Source organism: Luteibacter sp. KNZ12-1A, assembly GCF_056755675.1.
In genome coordinates, this window is sequence record NZ_JBPGXU010000082.1 from 1 (window position 1) to 17,841 (window position 17,841).

The 17,841-nt window shown below is 67.1% G+C and carries 18 protein-coding genes and 1 pseudogene; 5 read left to right on the forward strand and 14 right to left on the reverse strand.

The annotated features are described in order from the left end of the window. Positions 1–202: 202 nt before the first annotated feature. From ACR9ZJ_RS14660 to ACR9ZJ_RS14680, 5 genes are all read right to left on the reverse strand, one after another. Complete coding sequence (locus ACR9ZJ_RS14660; protein ID WP_481281229.1) at positions 203–598, reverse strand: HU family DNA-binding protein; 396 nt, start codon at positions 596–598, stop codon at positions 203–205. A gap of 170 nt (positions 599–768) precedes the next feature. Then, the gene (locus ACR9ZJ_RS14665) at positions 769–1,524 is read right to left on the reverse strand and encodes a molybdopterin-binding protein (RefSeq protein ID WP_481288156.1); all 756 of its coding nucleotides are present in this window, start codon (positions 1,522–1,524) and stop codon (positions 769–771) included. Further along, positions 1,517–2,341 (reverse strand): cytochrome b/b6 domain-containing protein, encoded by an 825-nt coding sequence (locus ACR9ZJ_RS14670; protein ID WP_481281227.1) that lies wholly within the window; start codon positions 2,339–2,341, stop codon positions 1,517–1,519. Before ACR9ZJ_RS14670 ends, ACR9ZJ_RS14665 begins: the two co-directional genes overlap by 8 nt. Before the next feature lie 61 nt (positions 2,342–2,402). Continuing rightward, on the reverse strand, positions 2,403–3,008 hold the full coding sequence (locus ACR9ZJ_RS14675; protein WP_481288157.1) for a nucleotidyltransferase family protein: 606 nt from the start codon (positions 3,006–3,008) through the stop codon (positions 2,403–2,405). Further along, the gene (locus tag ACR9ZJ_RS14680) at positions 3,005–3,982 is read right to left on the reverse strand and encodes an XdhC family protein (RefSeq protein WP_481288158.1); all 978 of its coding nucleotides are present in this window, start codon (positions 3,980–3,982) and stop codon (positions 3,005–3,007) included. The genes ACR9ZJ_RS14675 and ACR9ZJ_RS14680 overlap by 4 nt, the downstream gene beginning before the upstream one ends. Positions 3,983–4,068: 86 nt before the next feature. Between ACR9ZJ_RS14680 and moaA the strand changes: the two genes are divergently transcribed. Genes moaA through ACR9ZJ_RS14705 form a run of 5 tightly spaced genes read left to right on the forward strand, consistent with a single transcriptional unit; the run spans position 4,069 to position 7,933 of the window. Beyond that, positions 4,069–5,043, forward strand: a complete 975-nt coding sequence (moaA, locus tag ACR9ZJ_RS14685; RefSeq protein WP_481288159.1) for a GTP 3',8-cyclase MoaA — start codon at positions 4,069–4,071, stop codon at positions 5,041–5,043. 23 nt (positions 5,044–5,066) lie between these two features. Continuing rightward, positions 5,067–5,318: a MoaD/ThiS family protein gene (locus ACR9ZJ_RS14690; protein WP_481281223.1), complete on the forward strand. Its 252-nt coding sequence runs from the start codon at positions 5,067–5,069 to the stop codon at positions 5,316–5,318. 2 nt (positions 5,319–5,320) lie between these two features. Then, positions 5,321–5,806 (forward strand): molybdenum cofactor biosynthesis protein MoaE, encoded by a 486-nt coding sequence (locus ACR9ZJ_RS14695; protein ID WP_481281222.1) that lies wholly within the window; start codon positions 5,321–5,323, stop codon positions 5,804–5,806. Continuing rightward, complete coding sequence (gene moaCB / locus ACR9ZJ_RS14700; RefSeq protein ID WP_481288160.1) at positions 5,803–6,741, forward strand: bifunctional molybdenum cofactor biosynthesis protein MoaC/MoaB; 939 nt, start codon at positions 5,803–5,805, stop codon at positions 6,739–6,741. Before ACR9ZJ_RS14695 ends, moaCB begins: the two co-directional genes overlap by 4 nt. 1 nt (position 6,742) lies before the next feature. Further along, entirely contained in the window at positions 6,743–7,933 is a 1,191-nt protein-coding gene (locus ACR9ZJ_RS14705) for a molybdopterin molybdotransferase MoeA (RefSeq protein WP_481288161.1), read from the forward strand. 232 nt (positions 7,934–8,165) lie between these two features. On the opposite strand, the gene ACR9ZJ_RS14710 is transcribed toward ACR9ZJ_RS14705, so the two are convergent. The 9 genes and pseudogenes from ACR9ZJ_RS14710 to dxr all read right to left on the reverse strand — a co-directional run. Then, a complete protein-coding gene (locus ACR9ZJ_RS14710; protein WP_481281219.1) occupies positions 8,166–8,531 on the reverse strand; it encodes a hypothetical protein in 366 nt (121 codons plus the stop codon). 112 nt (positions 8,532–8,643) lie between these two features. Further along, positions 8,644–9,288: a ribonuclease HII gene (gene rnhB / locus ACR9ZJ_RS14715; RefSeq protein WP_481288162.1), complete on the reverse strand. Its 645-nt coding sequence runs from the start codon at positions 9,286–9,288 to the stop codon at positions 8,644–8,646. A gap of 10 nt (positions 9,289–9,298) precedes the next feature. After that, positions 9,299–10,528 carry a lipid-A-disaccharide synthase gene (lpxB, locus tag ACR9ZJ_RS14720; RefSeq protein ID WP_481281217.1) on the reverse strand — a complete coding sequence of 410 codons (1,230 nt, stop codon included), beginning with the start codon at positions 10,526–10,528 and terminating at the stop codon, positions 9,299–9,301. A gap of 24 nt (positions 10,529–10,552) precedes the next feature. Continuing rightward, positions 10,553–11,326: an acyl-ACP--UDP-N-acetylglucosamine O-acyltransferase gene (lpxA, locus tag ACR9ZJ_RS14725; RefSeq protein WP_481281216.1), complete on the reverse strand. Its 774-nt coding sequence runs from the start codon at positions 11,324–11,326 to the stop codon at positions 10,553–10,555. Beyond that, positions 11,323–11,796 (reverse strand): 3-hydroxyacyl-ACP dehydratase FabZ, encoded by a 474-nt coding sequence (gene fabZ, locus ACR9ZJ_RS14730; RefSeq protein ID WP_429197761.1) that lies wholly within the window; start codon positions 11,794–11,796, stop codon positions 11,323–11,325. The genes lpxA and fabZ overlap by 4 nt, the downstream gene beginning before the upstream one ends. Next, positions 11,793–12,821 (reverse strand): UDP-3-O-(3-hydroxymyristoyl)glucosamine N-acyltransferase, encoded by a 1,029-nt coding sequence (gene lpxD, locus ACR9ZJ_RS14735; protein WP_481281215.1) that lies wholly within the window; start codon positions 12,819–12,821, stop codon positions 11,793–11,795. Before lpxD ends, fabZ begins: the two co-directional genes overlap by 4 nt. Before the next feature lie 75 nt (positions 12,822–12,896). After that, on the reverse strand, positions 12,897–15,317 hold the full coding sequence (gene bamA, locus ACR9ZJ_RS14740; RefSeq protein ID WP_481281214.1) for an outer membrane protein assembly factor BamA: 2,421 nt from the start codon (positions 15,315–15,317) through the stop codon (positions 12,897–12,899). 162 nt (positions 15,318–15,479) lie between these two features. After that, the gene (rseP, locus tag ACR9ZJ_RS14745) at positions 15,480–16,823 is read right to left on the reverse strand and encodes an RIP metalloprotease RseP (RefSeq protein WP_481288163.1); all 1,344 of its coding nucleotides are present in this window, start codon (positions 16,821–16,823) and stop codon (positions 15,480–15,482) included. A gap of 46 nt (positions 16,824–16,869) precedes the next feature. Then, a pseudogene (gene dxr / locus ACR9ZJ_RS14750) lies at positions 16,870–17,814 on the reverse strand (1-deoxy-D-xylulose-5-phosphate reductoisomerase); the annotation flags it as partial. Positions 17,815–17,841: the final 27 nt, after the last annotated feature.

The following is a 17,841-nucleotide window of genomic DNA, read 5'->3' on the forward strand; positions in this document are numbered from 1 at the left end:
TTTTGGTTGGTGGGTCGCGTTTTTGGGGGGGTTGGGGGGCTCTTTGTCCCGGGCCCGGGGGGGGGGGTCCCCCACATTGGGGGGCCTCCCACCAAAACTATCCCAGCAGGGGTCTTCCACGGTCACCAACAAAAAAGCCCCCGCCATGAGCGGGGGCTTTCGGTTACCTGGTCGGACGCGGTGGACGAACCACCGCGTGGAATCAGGCGGCCGCGTCCTTGAGCTTCTTCAGCGGACGGACCTTGACCTTGACCGAAGCGGGCTTGGCGGCGAACCAACGCTCTTCACCCGTGAACGGGTCCTTGCCCTTGCGCTTCGGCTTCGCCGGGACGGCAACCGAGGTGATCTTCAGCAGGCCGGGCAGCGTGAACGTGCCAGCGCCCTTCTTGTGGACGGACGCGGAGATCGCGCCTTCCAGCGAGGCCAGAACGGCCTTCACGCTCTTGCTGTCGACACCGCTCTGCTCGACGATGTGCGAGACGAGCGACGACTTCGACAGCGGATCCTTGATCGGCTTGAGGGCGGCCGGCGCCTTCGCAGCCTTGGCGGGAGCCTTGGCAGCGGCCTTCTTCGCCGCCGTTTTGGTGGTCTTGGCCATGGTTATCCTTGTCACTTTGATCGAATGAGGCGGCCGTTCCGGCCGATGCCCAGCGGGCGACTCACTCTAGCGTTGCTTTCGTCCGCTGAAAATAGGGTCCGCGAAGTTTTTTTGCATTTCGACCCCTTTTTTTCAGGGGCCGGTTGATGCAATGCGGAAAAGGCCTCGCTTCATATGCCCGCATACCACTCGTAACCATTGTCTTCCCAGTACCCGCCATTGCCTTCGCCGATGTCCGCGAAGGAGGAGACCAGTTCGATCCGGCGCAGGTACTTGGCGTGCTTGTAACCGAGCTGCCGTTCCACGCGCAGGCGCAACGGCGCGCCATTGGCCACGGGCAGGTCGCCGCCGTTGAGGCCATAGGCCAGCAGGGTCTGCGGGTGGCGTGCCTCGTCCAGGTCGATGCTCTCGTAGTAGGGCGTGTCGTCCTCGTAGTTGTCGAAGCAATGGAAGACGACGTAGCGGGCGCCTGGTTTCGCGCCGACATGGTCGAGCACGGAAGCCAGCGGCGTGCCGGTCCATTTGCCGATAACGCTCCAGCCCTCGACGCAGTCGTGGCGGGTGATCTGCGTGCGCGTGCCGAGGGCTTTCAGGTCCTCGATGGAGAGGCGTGAAGGACGTTCGACCATGCCGTCCACCTCGAGGCGATAGTCGGCGAAGCCGTTGCGCAGGAGCGCCTGGTATGCCGGCGTGTCGGGCAGGATGCTTCCATTCGGCTTGAATACCGCTGAGATATCGGCCTCCGTGTATTCCCTGGCCAGGGCACGCGAGGGCGAAAGAAAGCGCTGCACGCGGCGGGTCACCGCCTCGGCGGATTCCAGCACCTTCGCGCCGGTGTCGCTTTCCGAAACGCGGTCGCAACCGGTCAGCGCGGCGCCCCCCAGGGCGAGCACGGTGTTGCGCAGGAATGCCCGGCGATCAGTCATGGTGGGTCTCCCGTCGTTCCTCGCGAATCCGGTACCAACCGGTGATCATCCCGCGCAACTGGTTCAGCGGGCCGCTCACCAGCACTTCGAAGACGTGCACGAGCACGAAGGCCACGAAGGCCGTGGCGATGACGAAATGGATCGTCCGTGCGGACTGTCGACCGCCCACGGCATCGACCAGCCAGTGCAGCACCGCGTCCATGCGCGGCGACATGGCGATGCCCATCAGCACGATGCCCCCGCCGAAGACGAAGATCGCCAGCAGGTAGGCCACCCGCTGGAGCACGTTGTATCGAAGGGCTTCCTCGCCTTGCGGATGGCGGAAGCGCAGGTGGTCCAGGATCGAACGGCCGATGCCGCGCCAGTCGGCCCGCGTGGGGACGAGGTCGCGGGTGAGGTGCCGGCTGGCCAGCGACCAGCCGACGTAGGCGATGCCATTGGCGACGAACAGCCAGGCGAAGAAGAAGTGCCAACGCCGGCCCATCGCGAGCCACGCCGGTCCCGGAATGGTCGCCCAGGCGGGGAAGCCGCGAGCGGTCCATTCACCATCGACCTTCGATGCGCCGAGGACCCCGGTGGTATCGAACGCATGCGTGCCGATGCGGGTGGTTCCGCGCGGGTTTCCCTGCGCATCCTGACCGCCTTCGAGGGCGAGCACGGCCTTGCCGGGATCGGAACGGTCGCCCCAGTAAAGCGCGGGGTGGGCATTGAATATCTGCAGGCCGCTGCCGAGCAGTACGCAGAGGCAGACCACGTTGATCCAGTGCATCACGCGCACCGGCCAGCGGTGGCGGTAGACGAGGCGGGTGGCGGTCATGGCGATTCCCTGGCGGGTGGTCCGGAGTATGACCGGGGAAAGGCCCGTTTTCTTGCAGCTGCTACGCGGACGGGTGCCGCGGGCCGTCCAACAGGCCGGCGGCCACGGCCCGGACCACGGCCGCTTCGTCGTCGAGGTCTTCACCGAGCTCGTCGGCGCGAACGGCATGCGGCGGAACCTGCGCCCAGAGACGCCGGAATCCCGTGTCGCCGGCAAGCGCCGTCGCGCGCGCCAGGGTCGACGCACGGAGGACAGCCGGGACACCCTGAGCATCGCCATAGGCGCTGACGGTGTCGCGGCTGTCGTCGTGCGCCGCGAGCAGCGCGGCGAAGTGCGAGGCCATCAGGGCGGGCTGGTCGACGACTGCCAGCAGGACCGGCTGGTGACGGCCGTGCAACGCGTGCGCCGCCAACCGCAGGGACGATGCCATGCCGGTCGTCCACGCCGGATTGGCGACGATTTCCACATCGTACGGAGCCAGGGCCGCCGTGACGGCGTCCTGGTGGGCACCCACGATCACCAGCGTCCGCGATGGTCGCGTACCCAGCGCGAGCCGCGCCACGCGAGCGACGAGCGGCTCGCCGCCCACCGTCAACAGTTGTTTGGGACGGCCGAGGCGGCGGCTGCCACCCGCGGCCAGGATCACGGCGTCGTGCGCGACCGTCACGCCTGGCGAGCGCGGTCGCGCTGGCAGACCTGGGCGATGATCGAAAACGCGATGCCGTGGGGCGTCTGCGCGCCGATGGGCAGTCCTGCCGGCAGGTTCAGGCGGTGCAGGTCGTGCTCACCCACCCCATCGTCCTTCAACCGCTGGACACGCGAGGCGATCTTGTTCCGGCTACCCAGCACGCCTACCGCGAAGGCCGGGGAGCGAAGCGCGTGGATCGCCACGGCGTGATCCACCTCGGCGTCATGACTGAGGGAGTAGATGGCGGTTCGTTCGTCCACGGCCAGGTCGGCCAGCGCCACCGGCAGCGCGCGGGCGTCGTAACCGGCGAGCGTGACGCCCTCCGGCGGCCGCGCCGGACCGTGCGGTCGAAGGAGCACGACTTCGATGCCGACGAAGGGCGCGAGCGTCGCCACCGCCAGCGTGACCGGATCGCCGCCGACGGCGACCAGGCGCAGCGGTGGCCGGTGCACGGTCGCATAGGTGCCGGCATCGCCGGCGTGCACACCGTCTTCGATGCGCCAGGCGCCGTCGGTTGCATCGCTCAGGACGGTGACCGTGCGCCGCGCGCGGCGGGCCAGCGCAAGCGAATTAACATACGCGGAGGGCTCGCGCAGTTCACGAACGAAGATGCCGATGCGGCCTCCGCAACTCAGCTGGATGTCGATGACCGGGCTGCCGACGCCGTAATCGAGCAGGCGGGGATGGCCGTCCGCCAGGACCATGGCGGCCTCGCTGGCCACGGCGGCCTCCACGCAGCCACCGGACACGTAGCCGGCGACGCGGCCATCCGCCGCGATCGCCATTTCGCTGCCCAAGGGGCGTGGCGACGGGCCGTCGATGCTTACCAGCGTGGCGAGGACAACCCGCCCGGCGCGCGCGAATTCGCGTAGCGGCGGCAGCAGGTCCTCGACGAGGGCATAGTCGGGCCATTCGGGCCATGCGGCTGCGACGAAGGGATGCAAGGCGCTCATGGGCGAAGTCTGGCACGATTGGGTACGAAGATCGCGACCGGGCCGGAACACCCGTCTCACGACCACTATGCTCTGCTAAGGCAACCATGTCCCCACTCATCGACCGCCACGGACGTACCAAGCGCAAGCTGCGGATATCCTTGACCGACCGCTGCAACTTCCGCTGCACGTACTGCATGCCGGAACATCCGGACTGGCTGCCCCGTGCCAGCCTGCTCGGACGCGGCGAGATCGTGCGCCTGGCCGGCCTGTTCGTGGACCACGGCATCGACCAGATCCGCCTGACCGGCGGCGAGCCGCTGCTGCGCCGCGACCTCTCCGAATGCGTGCGGGAGATAAGCGCGCTCCGCGCGCGCGGGCTCTCGCGCCTTTCGATGACCACCAATGCCTCGCGCATCGCGCCCAAGGCTCGCGAACTGGTGGAAGCGGGTATCGACGATTTCAACGTGAGCCTCGACGCGATCGACCCGGACACCTTTCGCCGCCTGACCCGGCGCGAGATCGCGCCGGTGCTGGACGGCATCGACGCACTGGTGGAAGCAGGGGCGAAGGTGAAGCTCAACGCCGTGGTGATCCGCGGCGACAACGAGAAGGACGTGGTGTCCCTGCTCGAGTGGGCGATGGCGCGGGGATTGCCGTTGCGCTTCATCGAGTACATGCCGCTGGACGCGCCGGGCCACTGGAAACGCGACGCCGTCGTTTCCGAGGCCGAGATACTCGCGGCCATCGGTGAACGGCACCATGTGGAAAGCGTGCCCCGCGGCCACGATCCGGCCACGCCCTATCTCGTCGACGGACGGTATCCGCTGGGCATCATTTCCACGGTATCCAATCCGTTCTGTTCCACCTGCGACCGGCTGCGCATCACCGCCACCGGCGAGTTGTTCACCTGCCTGTTCTCGCCCATCGGCACGCCCCTGGGCGCACGCCTGCGTGAAGGCGTGGATGACGAGACGTTGGCCGCGCAGGTCGCCCGGGCCGTATGGCTGAAGGATGCGGGCTACGCCTCGCGGCCCGGACCGGTCGACCGCCCACTGACCATGCATGCCATGGGCGGGTGAACTTCCGTATTCCAGGGATATCCATGAAACCGATCGTCTTCGAACTTTTCGCCAACCTCGAACGGCTGGCCGGGGCCAGCGAATGCCGTGTCGATGCCGGCGAGGAGACCGTCACCGTGGCCGACGCATTGGCCGTGCTGGCCAGGCAGCGGCCGGAGCTCGCCGGTTCGCTCGAACGTTGCGCCTGCGTCTCCGGCGACACCATCGTCCGCCGCGCCGATCCTCTTCCGGCCAGCCGCCGGATCGCCCTGTTGCCGCCCGTGGCCGGAGGTTGAACATGTCTCACGAGGTTCTTTCACACGCCCCCATCGCCGTCGAGCCCTTGCTGGAACTGGATGCCCATCCGGAATGCGGCGGGCTGGCGCTCTTCGTCGGCACGGTGCGCGACCACCATGAAGGAAGGCAGGTGCGTCACCTGAAGTACACGGCGCACGAGCCGCTGGCCGCGAAGGTGATTCGCGACGTCGAGCACGCAACGCGCGAGCGCTACGGGGTACCGTATGTGCGCATCGTCCATCGGCTGGGCGATCTTTCCATCGGCGACGTCGCGATCGCCTGCGTGGTCCGCGCCCCGCATCGCGCGGAAGCGTTCGATGCCTGCCGTTACGCGGTGGACGCGGTGAAGCATGGCGCGCCGATCTGGAAGGAAGAGTTCTACGCCGATGGAAGCAGTGCCTTCGTGGAGGGCTGCTGCATCCGCGACGACCTCGACGCACCGGCCGTCACGTCGCATCGCCACCATTCGCACACGAGCCACGGATGAAAGACGTCAGCCAGAAGCCCGATTCCCTGCGCGTCGCACGCGCCACCGCCACCCTCCATGCCCCCGCCTCCTGCATCGACCTGTTGCGCAGTGGCGAGACCGAGAAGGGCGACCCGCTGAAGACGGCGCGTGTCGCCGGCATTCTCGCCGCCAAGCGCACCGATGAACTCATTCCGTTGTGCCACCCGTTGCCGATCCACCGGGCGGACGTGCATTACGAACTGGCCGATACCTTCGTACGCGTGATCGCCGAAGTGCAGACCATCGGCCCCACCGGGGTCGAGATGGAAGCGCTCACGGCGGCCAGCCTCGCGGCGCTCACGATCTACGACATGCTCAAGCCCTACGCCGAGCCCGACGAGCTGCATATCGAGGATTGCCGTCTCGAGCGCAAGACCGGCGGCAAATCCCACTACCGGCGCGCGTTGGATACGCCACGCAGTGCCGCGGTGGTCGTGTTGTCCGATACGGTGGCCAGTGGCGCCAAGCCGGATACGGCAGGAGCGTACGTGCGCGACGCGCTGATCGAGGCGAACTTCGCGCCGGTCGAGTATGCCGTGATCGCCGATGACGCGGAGGTGCTTGCCGACCTCCTGCGCTCGCTGGTGGACGGCGGCGTGGCGCTCGTCGTCACCGTTGGCGGGACGGGCCTCGGTCCCCGCGATATCACGGTGGACACGGTCCGGCCGATGCTCGACGTGGAGATCCCCGGCATCATGGAAGCGGCGCGAGCCTTCGGCCAGAAGCGCATGCCGTTCGCCATGCTTTCGCGTGGTATCGCCGGATACGCGAGCGATACGCTGATCGCCACCTTCCCGGGGAGCCGCGGGGGGGCGAGCGAGTCGCTGGCGGCGACCTTGCCCGGCCTGGTCCACCTGCTGGAAACCGGGCGCGCGGGTGGCAGGCATCCCGGTGGCTACGGCGAAGCCCACTGACATGGCGTTGTTGCCGATCGAACAGGCGCTCGACCATTACCGCGCCGCCGTGCGCGCCTTGCCGACGCATCGGGTTCCCCTGGAGCTGGCGCTCGGCGCGGTATTGGCCGAATCGCCGACGGCGCGTATCGCGCTGCCGCGCTTCACCCAGAGCGCCGTGGATGGTTATGCGGTGCGAGCCGACGATGGCGTCGCGCCCCTGACGCTCATTGGCACGGCAGCGGCCGGCGATCCCGCGAAGGTGTCCGTCGGGCCGGGGCAGGCCGTACGTATCCTTACCGGAGGCATGTTGCCCGACGGCGCGAATGCCGTGGCCCGGCAGGAAATCGTCGAGCGCACGGGTGAAGGCATCGTGCTGCGCGAGCGCGTGCATGTGGGCGAAGCCATTCGCCATGAGGGCGAGGAACTCCGCGCCGGCGCGGTCATCGCCAAGGCGGGACAACGCGTCACCGCGGGCCTGCTCGCGGCCCTGGCGATGGCCGGCATCGATTCCCTGGACGTGTATCGGCGGCCGCGCGTGGTGGTGCTGGTCACCGGCGACGAAGTGGTGCGCGTGGGCGAACCGCTCGGTCCTGGACAGGTCTACGACGCCAACGGGCCGTTGTTGCGCGCGTGGTTCGTCGAACACGGCTACGGCGAGCCCGTGGTGGCCTATGTCCGCGATGACGAGAGCGCGCTCGAAGAGGCCATGAGCGCCGCCCTCGACAGCGCGGACCTCGTCGTCACCAGCGGTGGCGTCTCAGTGGGCGATCGCGATTTCATCCCCGTCGTCGCCGATCGGCTCGGCGTGCGCAACGTGTTCTGGAAGGTGGCGCAAAAGCCCGGTAAACCTTTGTGGTTCGGCATGCGCGACGGCAAGGCGCTGCTCGGCATGCCGGGCAACCCGGCGGCCGTGCTGGTCTGCCTGGCGGTGCATGCGCGCGCCGTGCTGGCCCGCCTGGAGGGCGAGGAAGGCGTGCAACCCGCGTGGCGCAGCGGCGTGCTGAAGACGGACGTCGAGGCGGACTCGGAGCGTGACAGGTTGCTGCGCATGCGCCTGGACATGGTCGACGGCACGGTATCGCTGGAACTGTTGCCGCGACAGGACTCCCACATGCTGAGCAATCTCGCCTCGGCGCATGCGCTGGTATGGTTGCCGTCGCGATCCACCGCGTTCACCGCGGGTGAGCGGGTGGCCTGGCTGTCCATCTAGCACCGTCGCTGGAAGCCCCAGTGGGAACCAGGCCCTCTGGCCGGAGCGAGGCTCTGGTGGGACAAGCTTCTGGTGGGAGCCGACCTTGTCGGCGATGGGTGCTTGCCGCATCCTGGCCCGCTGCCGCGGGATCGCCGACAAGGTCGGCTCCCACAGAGTCAGCCTTGTCTTCCAGGCCTCTCACCAGGGTCAGCCTTGTCTTGCCAGGCCTCCCACCAGAGCGTGCCTTGTCTTACCAGGCCTTCACGTCGGACACGACCACGGTGTAGTCCTGCATGTCCGGCGAATAGCGGAACAGGCGGCCCAGGTCGAAGTCGACGCTCTTGCCCGGTTCGATGTTGGAGGTGCCGGCCGGCCACCCCTGCTTGCTGGCGACGACCTTGCCGGACGCGTCCTTCGCGTCGATGCGGATCTGCGCGGCGGCGGCTTCGCCGCACTTGTTGACGAGGTTGCCCTTCATGCTGAAACGCGGCTGGCCGGAGCCCTGCTGCAGCTTGACGGCGAAACCGTCGATGGTGAAATCCTTGGCGGCACAGGCGGCGTGGGCGGACAACGGCGCGGCGACGAACAGTGCGACGGCGATGGCGATCTTCTTCATGGGTGGTACCTGTCGATAGGGGATAGGTGCACACCCTCGGGAGAGGGCGTTAGCCCTCGTATCGGCAGGTTTCGGCCTGACTTTAGGATCTTTCCGATGGGGCCGGCGTGGCTCAGGCCGGCTCGAAGAGATCGCCGCTGACCTCGGCCAGCTCCGGATACCAGCGCTTCACCGGCGCGAAGCTGCGCCTGTGCACTTCGCAAGGGCCGAGCCTGTCCAGGGCATCGAGGTGTTCGGGCACGGCATAGCCCTTGTGCCTGGAGAAGCCGTAACCGGGATGCAACGCGTCCAGCGCGTGCATGTGTCGGTCACGGCTCACCTTCGCGAGGATCGACGCGGCGCTGATCGCCGGTTCCGTGGCGTCGCCGCCGATCACGGCGCGGCCTTCGCAGGGCAGTGAGCGCGGCAGGCGGTTGCCATCGATCAGGGCCAGGTGCGGGTTGAGCGAGAGGCCCATGAGCGACCGGGTCATGCCCACCATCGTCGCCTGGAAGATATTGATCCGGTCGATTTCCTGGTGGTCGACGAAGACCACGCAGTAGGCGAGGGCGCGTTCGACGATCCGGCCGTAGAGCTTCTCGCGCACGTCTTCGGTCAATTGCTTGGAGTCGTTGAGACCGCGGATCGGACGGGCGGGGTCGAGGATCACCGCGGCAACCACCACGGGCCCGGCGAGCGGCCCCCGTCCGGCCTCGTCCACCCCGGCGACGATGAGGTCGCTGGCGAGCTGGGAAGTGACGTTGCGCTTGCGTGGCATGGGTGGAAGCCTAGTGCCCGGTGGGCGTGACGGGCAAGCCGGACGCCACCACCAGGTCGGCCACGGCGTCCGCGGCATGGTCGGCCGCACGGCCTTCGAGGCCTCCGCGCAGTTCCTGGTGCAGGTACTCGAAGGCCGCCACGATAGCGCCGCGGCGTTCGCTGTCGCCGAGCAGTTCCAGGGTGGCCTGGGCGAGGTTCCCGGCCGTGCAGTCGTCCTGCATGAATTCGGGCACCAGGAGGCCACGGCCCAGGCCGCAGGCACGGGCGAGGATGTTGGGCAGGCTGTACACGTCGGTCTTCAGCATGCGCAGCATCCGCGCGATGCGATAGCTGGTCGGCGATACCCGGTAGCCGACCACCATCGGCCGCTTGGCCAGCATGGCTTCCAGCGTGGCGGTGCCCGAGGCGAGCAGTACCGCGTCGGCGGCCACCATGGCGTCGTGGGCATGGCCGTCCGTCAACAGCGGTGGCGTACCTGGAAAATCGCGTAGCAGTTCGGTGAGCCGCGCATGCACGCGCTCGTTGGCTGCCGGAACGACGATGCGCAGCGCCGGCATGGCCGATGCGATGCGCCGCGCGGCTTCGATGAAGATGGCGCCCACGCGCTCGATCTCGCTGGGGCGGCTGCCAGGCAGGACGGCGAGCACGGGTGCGTCGTGGGGAAGGCCTAGCGCGTCGCGTGCGCCGTCACGGTCGGCCACCATCGGAAAGCGGTCGGCGAGGGGATGGCCGACGAAGCGCGCGTCGACGCCATGCTTCGCATAGATCGGCGGCTCCATCGGGAACAGGCAGAGCACGCGCTCCGCCGAGCGGCCGATCTTCTCGGCGCGCTTTTCGCGCCATGCCCATACGGAGGGGCTGACGTAGTGGGCCGTGACCAGGCCGGCGGCCTTGAGCTTGCGCTCCACGCCGAGGGTGAAGTCGGGTGCGTCGATGCCGATGGTGAGGGCGGGCTTCGCCGCGAAGAGCCTGGCCAGCAGTTCCCGACGCAGGCGGAGCAGCCGCGGCAGGTGCTTCACGACTTCGGCGAAACCCATGACCGACAGTTCGCGGATGTCGTACCAGGATTCGAAGCCGCGCGCGAGCATGCGCGGGCCGCCGATACCGGCGAAGCGGGCGCCCGGAAAGCGCGCCCGCAGCGCATCGATGAGATCGGCGCCGAGCTGGTCGCCGGAATCCTCGCCGGCGATGAGGGCGATCAACGGTGTTTCGGCCGAGGGGTTGCTCTTCTGCTGCATGGTGTGTGTTTCCCGCAGCGGATGTCAGCGGGCGAGCGAGCGCTCGCTGCGATCGATGAACTCGAGCATCTGGCGCACGTCCTCGCTGGTCTCGGCCTGGGCGAGCAACTGCTCGCGGGCCTCGGCCAATGGCAGGCCGGCCATGTACAGCGTGCGGTAGGCGCGCTTGATCGCCGCGATGCGCGTGGTGTCGAAGCCGCGGCGCTTGAGCCCTTCGCTGTTGATGCCGCGGGGCCGGCCGCGCGTTTCGTTGGCCATCATCACGAACGGCGGTACGTCCGATCCGACCAGGCAACCCATGCCGATGAACGCATGCGCGCCCACCTTGCAGAACTGGTGCACGCCCGAATAGCCGGAAAGGATCGTCCAGTCGCCGATCTCCGCATGTCCGGCCAGCGCCGAATAGTTGGAAAACACCACATGGTTGCCCACCTGGCAATCGTGCGCGATGTGCACGTAGGCGAGCAGCCAGTTGTCGTTGCCGATCCGGGTGATGCCGCCCCCGTCGCCGGTGCCTCGATTGATCGTGACGAACTCGCGGATGAGGTTACGGTCGCCGATGACGACCTCGGTACGCTCACCCTGCCACTTCTTGTCCTGCGGCGGGCCGCCGATGGATGCGAACTGCGAGATGCGGTTGTCGCGGCCGATGACGGTCGGACCTTCGATCACCACGTGCGGACCGACGGTCGTGCCCTCGCCGATGACGACCTCCGCGCCGACGATGCTGTACGCACCGATGGCGACGTTGTCCGCGATGCGCGCGGACGGATCGATCTGCGCGGTGGGATGGATCATTTGTCGCTCCTTGCGGCGCACATCAGTTCGCAACAGGCGACCACCTTGCCGTCGACCAGGGCCTTGGCCTCGAACAGGCCCATGCCACGGATGAGGCGCTTGAGCGAGACTTCCATCCGCAGCTGGTCGCCGGGCGCCACGACCGCGGAGAAGCGGGCGTTGTCCACCTTGACCAGGTAGAACAGCGGGCTGCCGGCGTTCCCGTCGATCTGGCTGGTGATCTGGGTCAGCAGGCCGGCGGTCTGGGCCATGGCCTCGACGATCAACACGCCCGGCATCACCGGATGACCGGGGAAGTGGCCCTGGAAGAACGGCTCGTTGATGGTGACGTTCTTGATCGCGGTGATGCATTTGCCGGGTTCGATCTCGATCACCCTGTCCACCAGCAGGAACGGGTAGCGGTGCGGCAGGAGCCGCTGGATCTGCTCCACGTCGACAGGGAGCGTCACGGCAGCTTTCAATTCGGTCATTGCCCTTTATCCTTTTCCAGCGCCGCCAGGCGGCGCGCGTACTCGTCGAGATGTTTCATGCGCGCCGCGTTGCGCCGCCACAGGCGGTTTTCCTGCAGCGGGGAGCCGGACGAGTATTCGCCGGGTTCCCTGATCGATGCCGTCACGAGGCTTTTCGCCGTGATGGTAACCCGGTCGGCCAGTTCGAGGTGGCCGAGGACACCCGCGTTGCCGCCGATGAGGCAATAGCGGCCGATCTTCGCGCTGCCCGCCACCGCCGAGCAACCGGCCATGGCGGTGTGCGCACCGATATGCACGTTGTGGGCGATCTGGATCTGGTTGTCCAGGCGCACGTCTTCCTCGAGCACCGTGTCTTCCAGGGCGCCGCGGTCGATGGTGGTGTTGGCGCCGATTTCGCAGTCGTTGCCGATGCGCACGCCGCCGAGTTGCGGCAGTTTCACCCAGTGATCGCGATCGAAGGCGAGGCCGAAGCCATCGGAACCGATCACGGCACCGGGATGGACCAGCACGCGCTCGCCCAGGGTCACGCGGATCACCAGCGTGACACGGGCGACCAGGCGGCTGCCGGCACCGACGACGCAGCCGGGGCCGATCGAGCAGTGCGGGCCCAGGACCGCGCCTTCCTCGATCACCGCGCCGTCCTCGATCACGCAGCAGGGTCCGACGCTGGCGGTGGGATGGACGCGCGCCGAGGGCGAGACCACGGCGCTGACGTGGATGCCGCGCGGTGCCGCCGCATGTTTCTCGAACAGGGCGGCGATCTTCGCATAGGCGACGTAGGGATCTTTCGCCACCAGCGCGGCCCCCTTGCGCAGGGGCAACGCGTCGGCGCCGAGCACCACGATGCCGGCTCGCGATTCGGCCAGCTGCGAGGTGTACTTGGGGTTCGACAGGAAGGTGAACTGGTTCGGGGTCGCCGCCGACAAGGTGCCGACGCCGTCCACGACGGTGGCCGGATCGCCGTGCGCTTCGAGGTCGAAGCGGGCGGCCAGTTCGGCCAGGGTGAATTGCGGATTCCCGCTCACGGAACGCTCCCAAAAGAAAAGGGGTGGCACCTGGCCACCCCCATGATTCTACAGGGTCTTCGCTGGAGACCGCGGTTAGAACGTATTGCCGAAGGTGAACTGGATGCGTTCGACGAAGCGGCTGTCGGCGTCCTTCTTACGGAACGGCACGGCGAAGTTGATGATCAGCGGGCCGATCGGCGCCTGCCACTGCAGCGACAGGCCGGTGGAGGCGCGCAGGTCACTGGCGTCGAAGGAACCGTAGTCCTTGTAGACGTTACCGACGTCGACGAACCAGGAGACACGGGCCGTGTTCACGTCCTTCAGGAAGGGCAGGGGCAGGAAGACCTGCGCCGTACCGAGCACCTTGAACGCGCCACCGACGGGCTGGCCGTAGCTGTAGTAGCCGCCCGTGCACTGGCCCTTGCTGTTCGGCACCGAGGTCGTGCTGCCGCCGTCGCACAGGCGTGGGCCCAGGGTGTTGTCCTGGAAGCCGCGCACGTCGCGCACGCCGCCGGCGTAGTAGTTCTCCCAGAACGGGAACTCCACTTTGTCGCCCTTGCTGTAGAGCTTCGCGCCACGGGTACCGTCGGCATTGACGGCGTAACCATCGTTGTCGTAGGTCTGGCCGTAGGTCTTGCCGTAGCCGATCTGGCCGTCGAGGTAGAGCACGAAGCCCTTGCCGACCGGCCAGTAGTGGTTGGCTTCGCCGAACAGCTTGTAGAACTGGACGGTGGAGCCCGGCAGCGCGCCCGAGATCGAGGCCGTCAGCTGGCCGCCGCGGGTCGGTGCCCAGTAGCTGTTACGGGTGTCGTGGGTGTAGCCCAGGCTCGACGTCCACGAATGGATCGTCTTGTTGCCCAGGGCGTTCTGGTACGCCACCAGTTGTTGCGGCGTGTAGAACGAGGTGTTGATCAGGTTGGAACTGACGCCCAGGCTCGTCGACACCGAGTCGAAGTCGGTGATGGGGACCGACAGCGTGGTTTCGAACGACTTCGTGCTGTAGGTGTAGTTCGCCAGATCGGTGTCGCCGTAATCCAGCTTGCTGTAGCCCAGGTTGTAGCCGATCTGCACGCCGGAGTCGGTCAGGTACGGGTTGGTGTAGCTGGCGTTGACACGCTTGTAGTACGTGCTGGTTTCAGCGCCGATCGAGAAGCGGTCGCCGGTACCCAGGAAGTTGTTCTGCGAGACCGAGGCCGACAGGATGATGCCGGAGTACTGCGAGTAGCCGACGCCGAACATCAGCGAGCCCGCCGACTGTTCCTCGACCTTCGCTGTGAGGTCGACCTGGTCGACGGTGCCGGGCACCAGCGCCTTGTCGATGTCCACGGTCTTGAAATAGCCCAGGCGCTGCAGGCGGGTCTTCGAACGGTCGATCGCGCCCTGCGAGTACCAGGCGCCTTCGAGCTGGCGCATTTCACGGCGCAGCACTTCGTCTTCCGTACGGGTGTTGCCCTGGAAGACCACGCGGCGGACATACACGCGCTTGCCCGGCTCGATGAAGAGCGTGAGGTCGGCGGTGCGCTTGTCCTTGTCGAGCTTCGGAATCGGCGTGACCTTGGCGAAGGCGTAGCCGATGTTGGCGAGGATGCCCTTGATCGCGTCGGTGCTGGCCTCGATGGCGCCACGGTTGAAGGTGTCGCCCTTATGGATGAAGACCAGCTTGCGCAGGGTGTCTTCCGGCAGGATGAGTTCGCCGAGCAGCTTCACGTCGGAGACGGTATAGACCTCGCCTTCCTTGACGCTGGCGTCCACGTACATGGCGCGCTTGTCCGGGCTGATGGCCACCTGCGTGGAATCGATGCCGAAGTCGGCGTAGCCGCGGTTCATGTAGTAGTTGCTGAGCTTTTCCAGGTCGCCCGAAAGCTTCTCGCGCGAGTACTGGTCGTCCTTGGAATACCAGGACAGCCAGTTGGAGGTGTTCGATTCGAAGCCCTTGCGGATGTCCTTGTCGGCGAAGGCCTTGTTGCCGATGACGTTGATCTCCTTGATCTTCGCCGCCTTGCCTTCGCGGATCTCGATGTCGATCGCCACGCGGTTGCGGTCGAGGCGGGTGACATGCGGGTCGACCGAGACGTTGTACTTGCCGCGGTTGTAGTACTGGCGGATCAGTTCCTGCTGCACGCGGTCGAGCGACAGGCGGTCGAAGGTCTCGCCTTCGGCCAGGCCGATTTCCTTCAGGCCCTTGCGCAGGTCGTCTTCCTTGATGTCCTTGTTGCCGCGCAACGTGAGCTTGGCGATGGCCGGGCGCTCGACGACCTTGATCACCAGGATGTCGCCCTGGCGGTCGAGTTCGACGTCGCTGAAGAACTTGGTTTGGTAAAGGGCGCGAATGGCGGCTTGCGCCTTGTCGTCGCTCAGGGTTTCACCCTTCTCGATCGGAAGGTAGCTCAGCACCGTGCCCTGCGCGATGCGCGTGAGGCCGTCGATGCGGATGTCGGAAACGACGAACGGCTCGAAGGCAAGCGCATTGGCGGACAGGGAGGCAAGCAAGATCAGGGCGGCGATACGCTTCATCGTCGATTCCGTTGGGTTAATTCCAGCCGACGGCGGACGAGGCCGGCGACCGAAGAGGAGCACGCGCAGGACTCATGCCCTGCGTCGTTCGGCGCAGGACGCGCGAGCGTCCATAGCCTGGGTGATACGGTGAGTGGGTTCCGCGCAACGCGTGGATCCCCGTCACGAGACGAGCATTCGCTGGATGTCGTTGAAGAACGCCAGCCCCATCAACGTGAACAAGAGGACGATACCCACGTACTGGCCGGCGATCATGGTGCGTTCGCTGACCGGGCTGCCTTTGATCAACTCGATAAGGTAATACAGCAGGTGTCCACCGTCCAAGACCGGGATGGGCAGGAGGTTCAAGATCGCGAGGCTCAGGGACACCAGGGCCAGGAAGTTCAGGAACCAGCCGAGGCCACGATTGGCGGAATCGTTGGCGACCTGGGCGATGCCGATGACACCGGAGAGGTTCTTGGTGGAGGCCTCGCCGGACAGCATCTTGCCGATCAGGTTGAAGGTGGACGCGGTGCCCGTCCAGGTGGCGCGCAGCGACTCGCTGAAGGCGCGCACGGGGCCGTAGCGCAGCGTGGCTTCCTCCATGGGACGGGGTGCCACGCCGATCAGCCAGCGGGTGGGCTGGCCCTGCTCTGACTTCATCCGGGCGGTGATCTCGAACGTCTTCGGCTGCCCGTCTCGCTGGACCGTGACGGCGATCTTCGGCGATATCGCGGCCTGTTCCGGCACCAGCTTGGTGAAGTCACCGAAGTCGGACACCGGCTTGCCGTTGACGGACAGGATGCGGTCGCCGATGCGCATGCCGGCGAGGGAGGCGGGATCGCCGGGGACCACCTGGCCCACGATGGCCGGGAGTTGCAGGCCGAGGCCGAGTTGGGTGAACCGCTTGCCGATATCGCCGTTGGCGTCGAGGTTCTGCAAGGGCAGCACGACGTCGCGCTGGGCGCCATCGGTGCCGGTGACCCGCACCGGGAGGGGATCGTTGCCGAGCAGGCCATTGGCCAGCACTTCGGTGGCCTCGCTCCAGTTGCCCACCGGATCGCCGTTCATGGCGACGATGCGGTCGCCCGGGCGGATGCCGGCCACGGCGGCGACACTGCCGGGTTGGGCGGAGATCACGGGGGCCACGTCCGGCTTGCCGACCATGTACATCGCCCAGAACGCGGCGATGGTGAAAATGAGATTGAAGGCCGGGCCGGCCGCCACGATGGCGATGCGCTTCCAGACCGACTTGCCGGTGAATTCCTCGTCGCGCTGGGCGGGCGAGACGTCGCCTTCGCGGGCGTCCAGCATCTTGACGTAGCCGCCGAGCGGAATCGCGGCGATCTGGTATTCCGTGCCGTCCTTGGCCACGCGACGCCACAGCGGGCGACCGAAACCGACCGAAAAGCGCAGCACGCGCACGCCACAGCGGCGCGCGACCCAGTAGTGGCCGAATTCGTGGAAGGTCACCAGTACGCCGAGCGTAACCAGCAGCCAGAACACGGAACCTAGGACAGGACTCATCGGAGAGAGAGGGTCTCGAATAAAAAAACGTTTGGGTGGAGCGAGTTTAGCAGTAAGCGCGGTGAAGCACGTCCCGGGCCACCCTGCGTGCTTCGGCGTCACGTTCCACAAGGGACTGGACATCGACCACGGGTTGGGCTGGCAGTTCCTCAAGTACCCGTTCGACGAGCTCCGCGATGCCGAGGAAGGGGAGGGTTCCCGCCAGGAAGGCCTCGACCGCCACTTCGTTGGCCGCGTTGAGGATGGCCGTGGCGTCGCCGCCCGTCCGCAAGGCCTCGAAGGCCAGGGCGAGGCAGCGGAAGGTATCGGTGTCGGGTGCCTCGAAGTCGAGGCGGGCATGGGCGGCGAGATCCAGCGGGGCCACGCCCGCCTCGATCCGCTCCGGCCAGGCGAGCGCGCAGGCGATGGCCGTGCGCATGTCGGGGTTGCCCAGCTGGGCCAGCACCGAGCCGTCGACGTAGTCGACCATGGAATGGACCAGGCTCTGCGGGTGCACCACCACTTCGATCGCGTCCACCGGCGCGGCGAACAGGTGGTGGGCCTCGATCACTTCCAGGCCCTTGTTCATCAGCGTGGCCGAGTCGACCGAGATCTTCCGGCCCATGGCCCACTTGGGATGCGCGCAGGCCTCGTCCGGCGTGACCGCGCCCAGGTCGGCGCGCGTGCGGCCGCGGAAGGGGCCGCCCGAGGCGGTGAGGACGAGCCGGCGGACGCCCGAGCGTTGCAGGTCGGGCCGCCCGCCCGGCAGGCACTGGAAGATGGCGTTGTGTTCGGAGTCGATGGGAATCAACTCGCCGCCACCCTGGCGCAACGCCTCGAGCAGCAGCGCCCCGCCCATCACGATGGATTCCTTGTTGGCCAGGAGCAGGCGCTTGCCCGCGCGTGCGGCGGCGAGGGTCGAGTCGAGTCCCGCCGCGCCGACGATGGCGGCGACGACGGTGTCGCACCGTGGCCCCGCGGCGGCCTGGGTGACGGCTTCGTGCCCCGAGGCGATATCGCCTGTCTCTTATACACATCT

Excerpts from the sequence above, each read along its gene's own strand:
- ACR9ZJ_RS14695 (WP_481281222.1), top strand. The coding sequence starts at position 5,321 with ATGTCTCACGAGGTTCTTTCACACGCCCCCATCGCCGTCGAGCCCTTG.
- ACR9ZJ_RS14690 (WP_481281223.1), top strand. The coding sequence starts at position 5,067 with ATGAAACCGATCGTCTTCGAACTTTTCGCCAACCTCGAACGGCTGGCC.
- ACR9ZJ_RS14660 (WP_481281229.1), bottom strand. The coding sequence starts at position 598 with ATGGCCAAGACCACCAAAACGGCGGCGAAGAAGGCCGCTGCCAAGGCT.
- ACR9ZJ_RS14705 (WP_481288161.1), top strand. The coding sequence starts at position 6,743 with ATGGCGTTGTTGCCGATCGAACAGGCGCTCGACCATTACCGCGCCGCC.
- lpxB (WP_481281217.1), bottom strand. The coding sequence starts at position 10,528 with ATGCAGCAGAAGAGCAACCCCTCGGCCGAAACACCGTTGATCGCCCTC.
- ACR9ZJ_RS14665 (WP_481288156.1), bottom strand. The coding sequence starts at position 1,524 with ATGACTGATCGCCGGGCATTCCTGCGCAACACCGTGCTCGCCCTGGGG.
- ACR9ZJ_RS14670 (WP_481281227.1), bottom strand. The coding sequence starts at position 2,341 with ATGACCGCCACCCGCCTCGTCTACCGCCACCGCTGGCCGGTGCGCGTG.
- bamA (WP_481281214.1), bottom strand. The coding sequence starts at position 15,317 with ATGAAGCGTATCGCCGCCCTGATCTTGCTTGCCTCCCTGTCCGCCAAT.
- lpxA (WP_481281216.1), bottom strand. The coding sequence starts at position 11,326 with ATGATCCATCCCACCGCGCAGATCGATCCGTCCGCGCGCATCGCGGAC.
- ACR9ZJ_RS14710 (WP_481281219.1), bottom strand. The coding sequence starts at position 8,531 with ATGAAGAAGATCGCCATCGCCGTCGCACTGTTCGTCGCCGCGCCGTTG.
- ACR9ZJ_RS14680 (WP_481288158.1), bottom strand. The coding sequence starts at position 3,982 with ATGAGCGCCTTGCATCCCTTCGTCGCAGCCGCATGGCCCGAATGGCCC.
- rnhB (WP_481288162.1), bottom strand. The coding sequence starts at position 9,288 with ATGCCACGCAAGCGCAACGTCACTTCCCAGCTCGCCAGCGACCTCATC.
- fabZ (WP_429197761.1), bottom strand. The coding sequence starts at position 11,796 with ATGACCGAATTGAAAGCTGCCGTGACGCTCCCTGTCGACGTGGAGCAG.
- rseP (WP_481288163.1), bottom strand. The coding sequence starts at position 16,823 with ATGAGTCCTGTCCTAGGTTCCGTGTTCTGGCTGCTGGTTACGCTCGGC.
- moaA (WP_481288159.1), top strand. The coding sequence starts at position 4,069 with ATGTCCCCACTCATCGACCGCCACGGACGTACCAAGCGCAAGCTGCGG.
- moaCB (WP_481288160.1), top strand. The coding sequence starts at position 5,803 with ATGAAAGACGTCAGCCAGAAGCCCGATTCCCTGCGCGTCGCACGCGCC.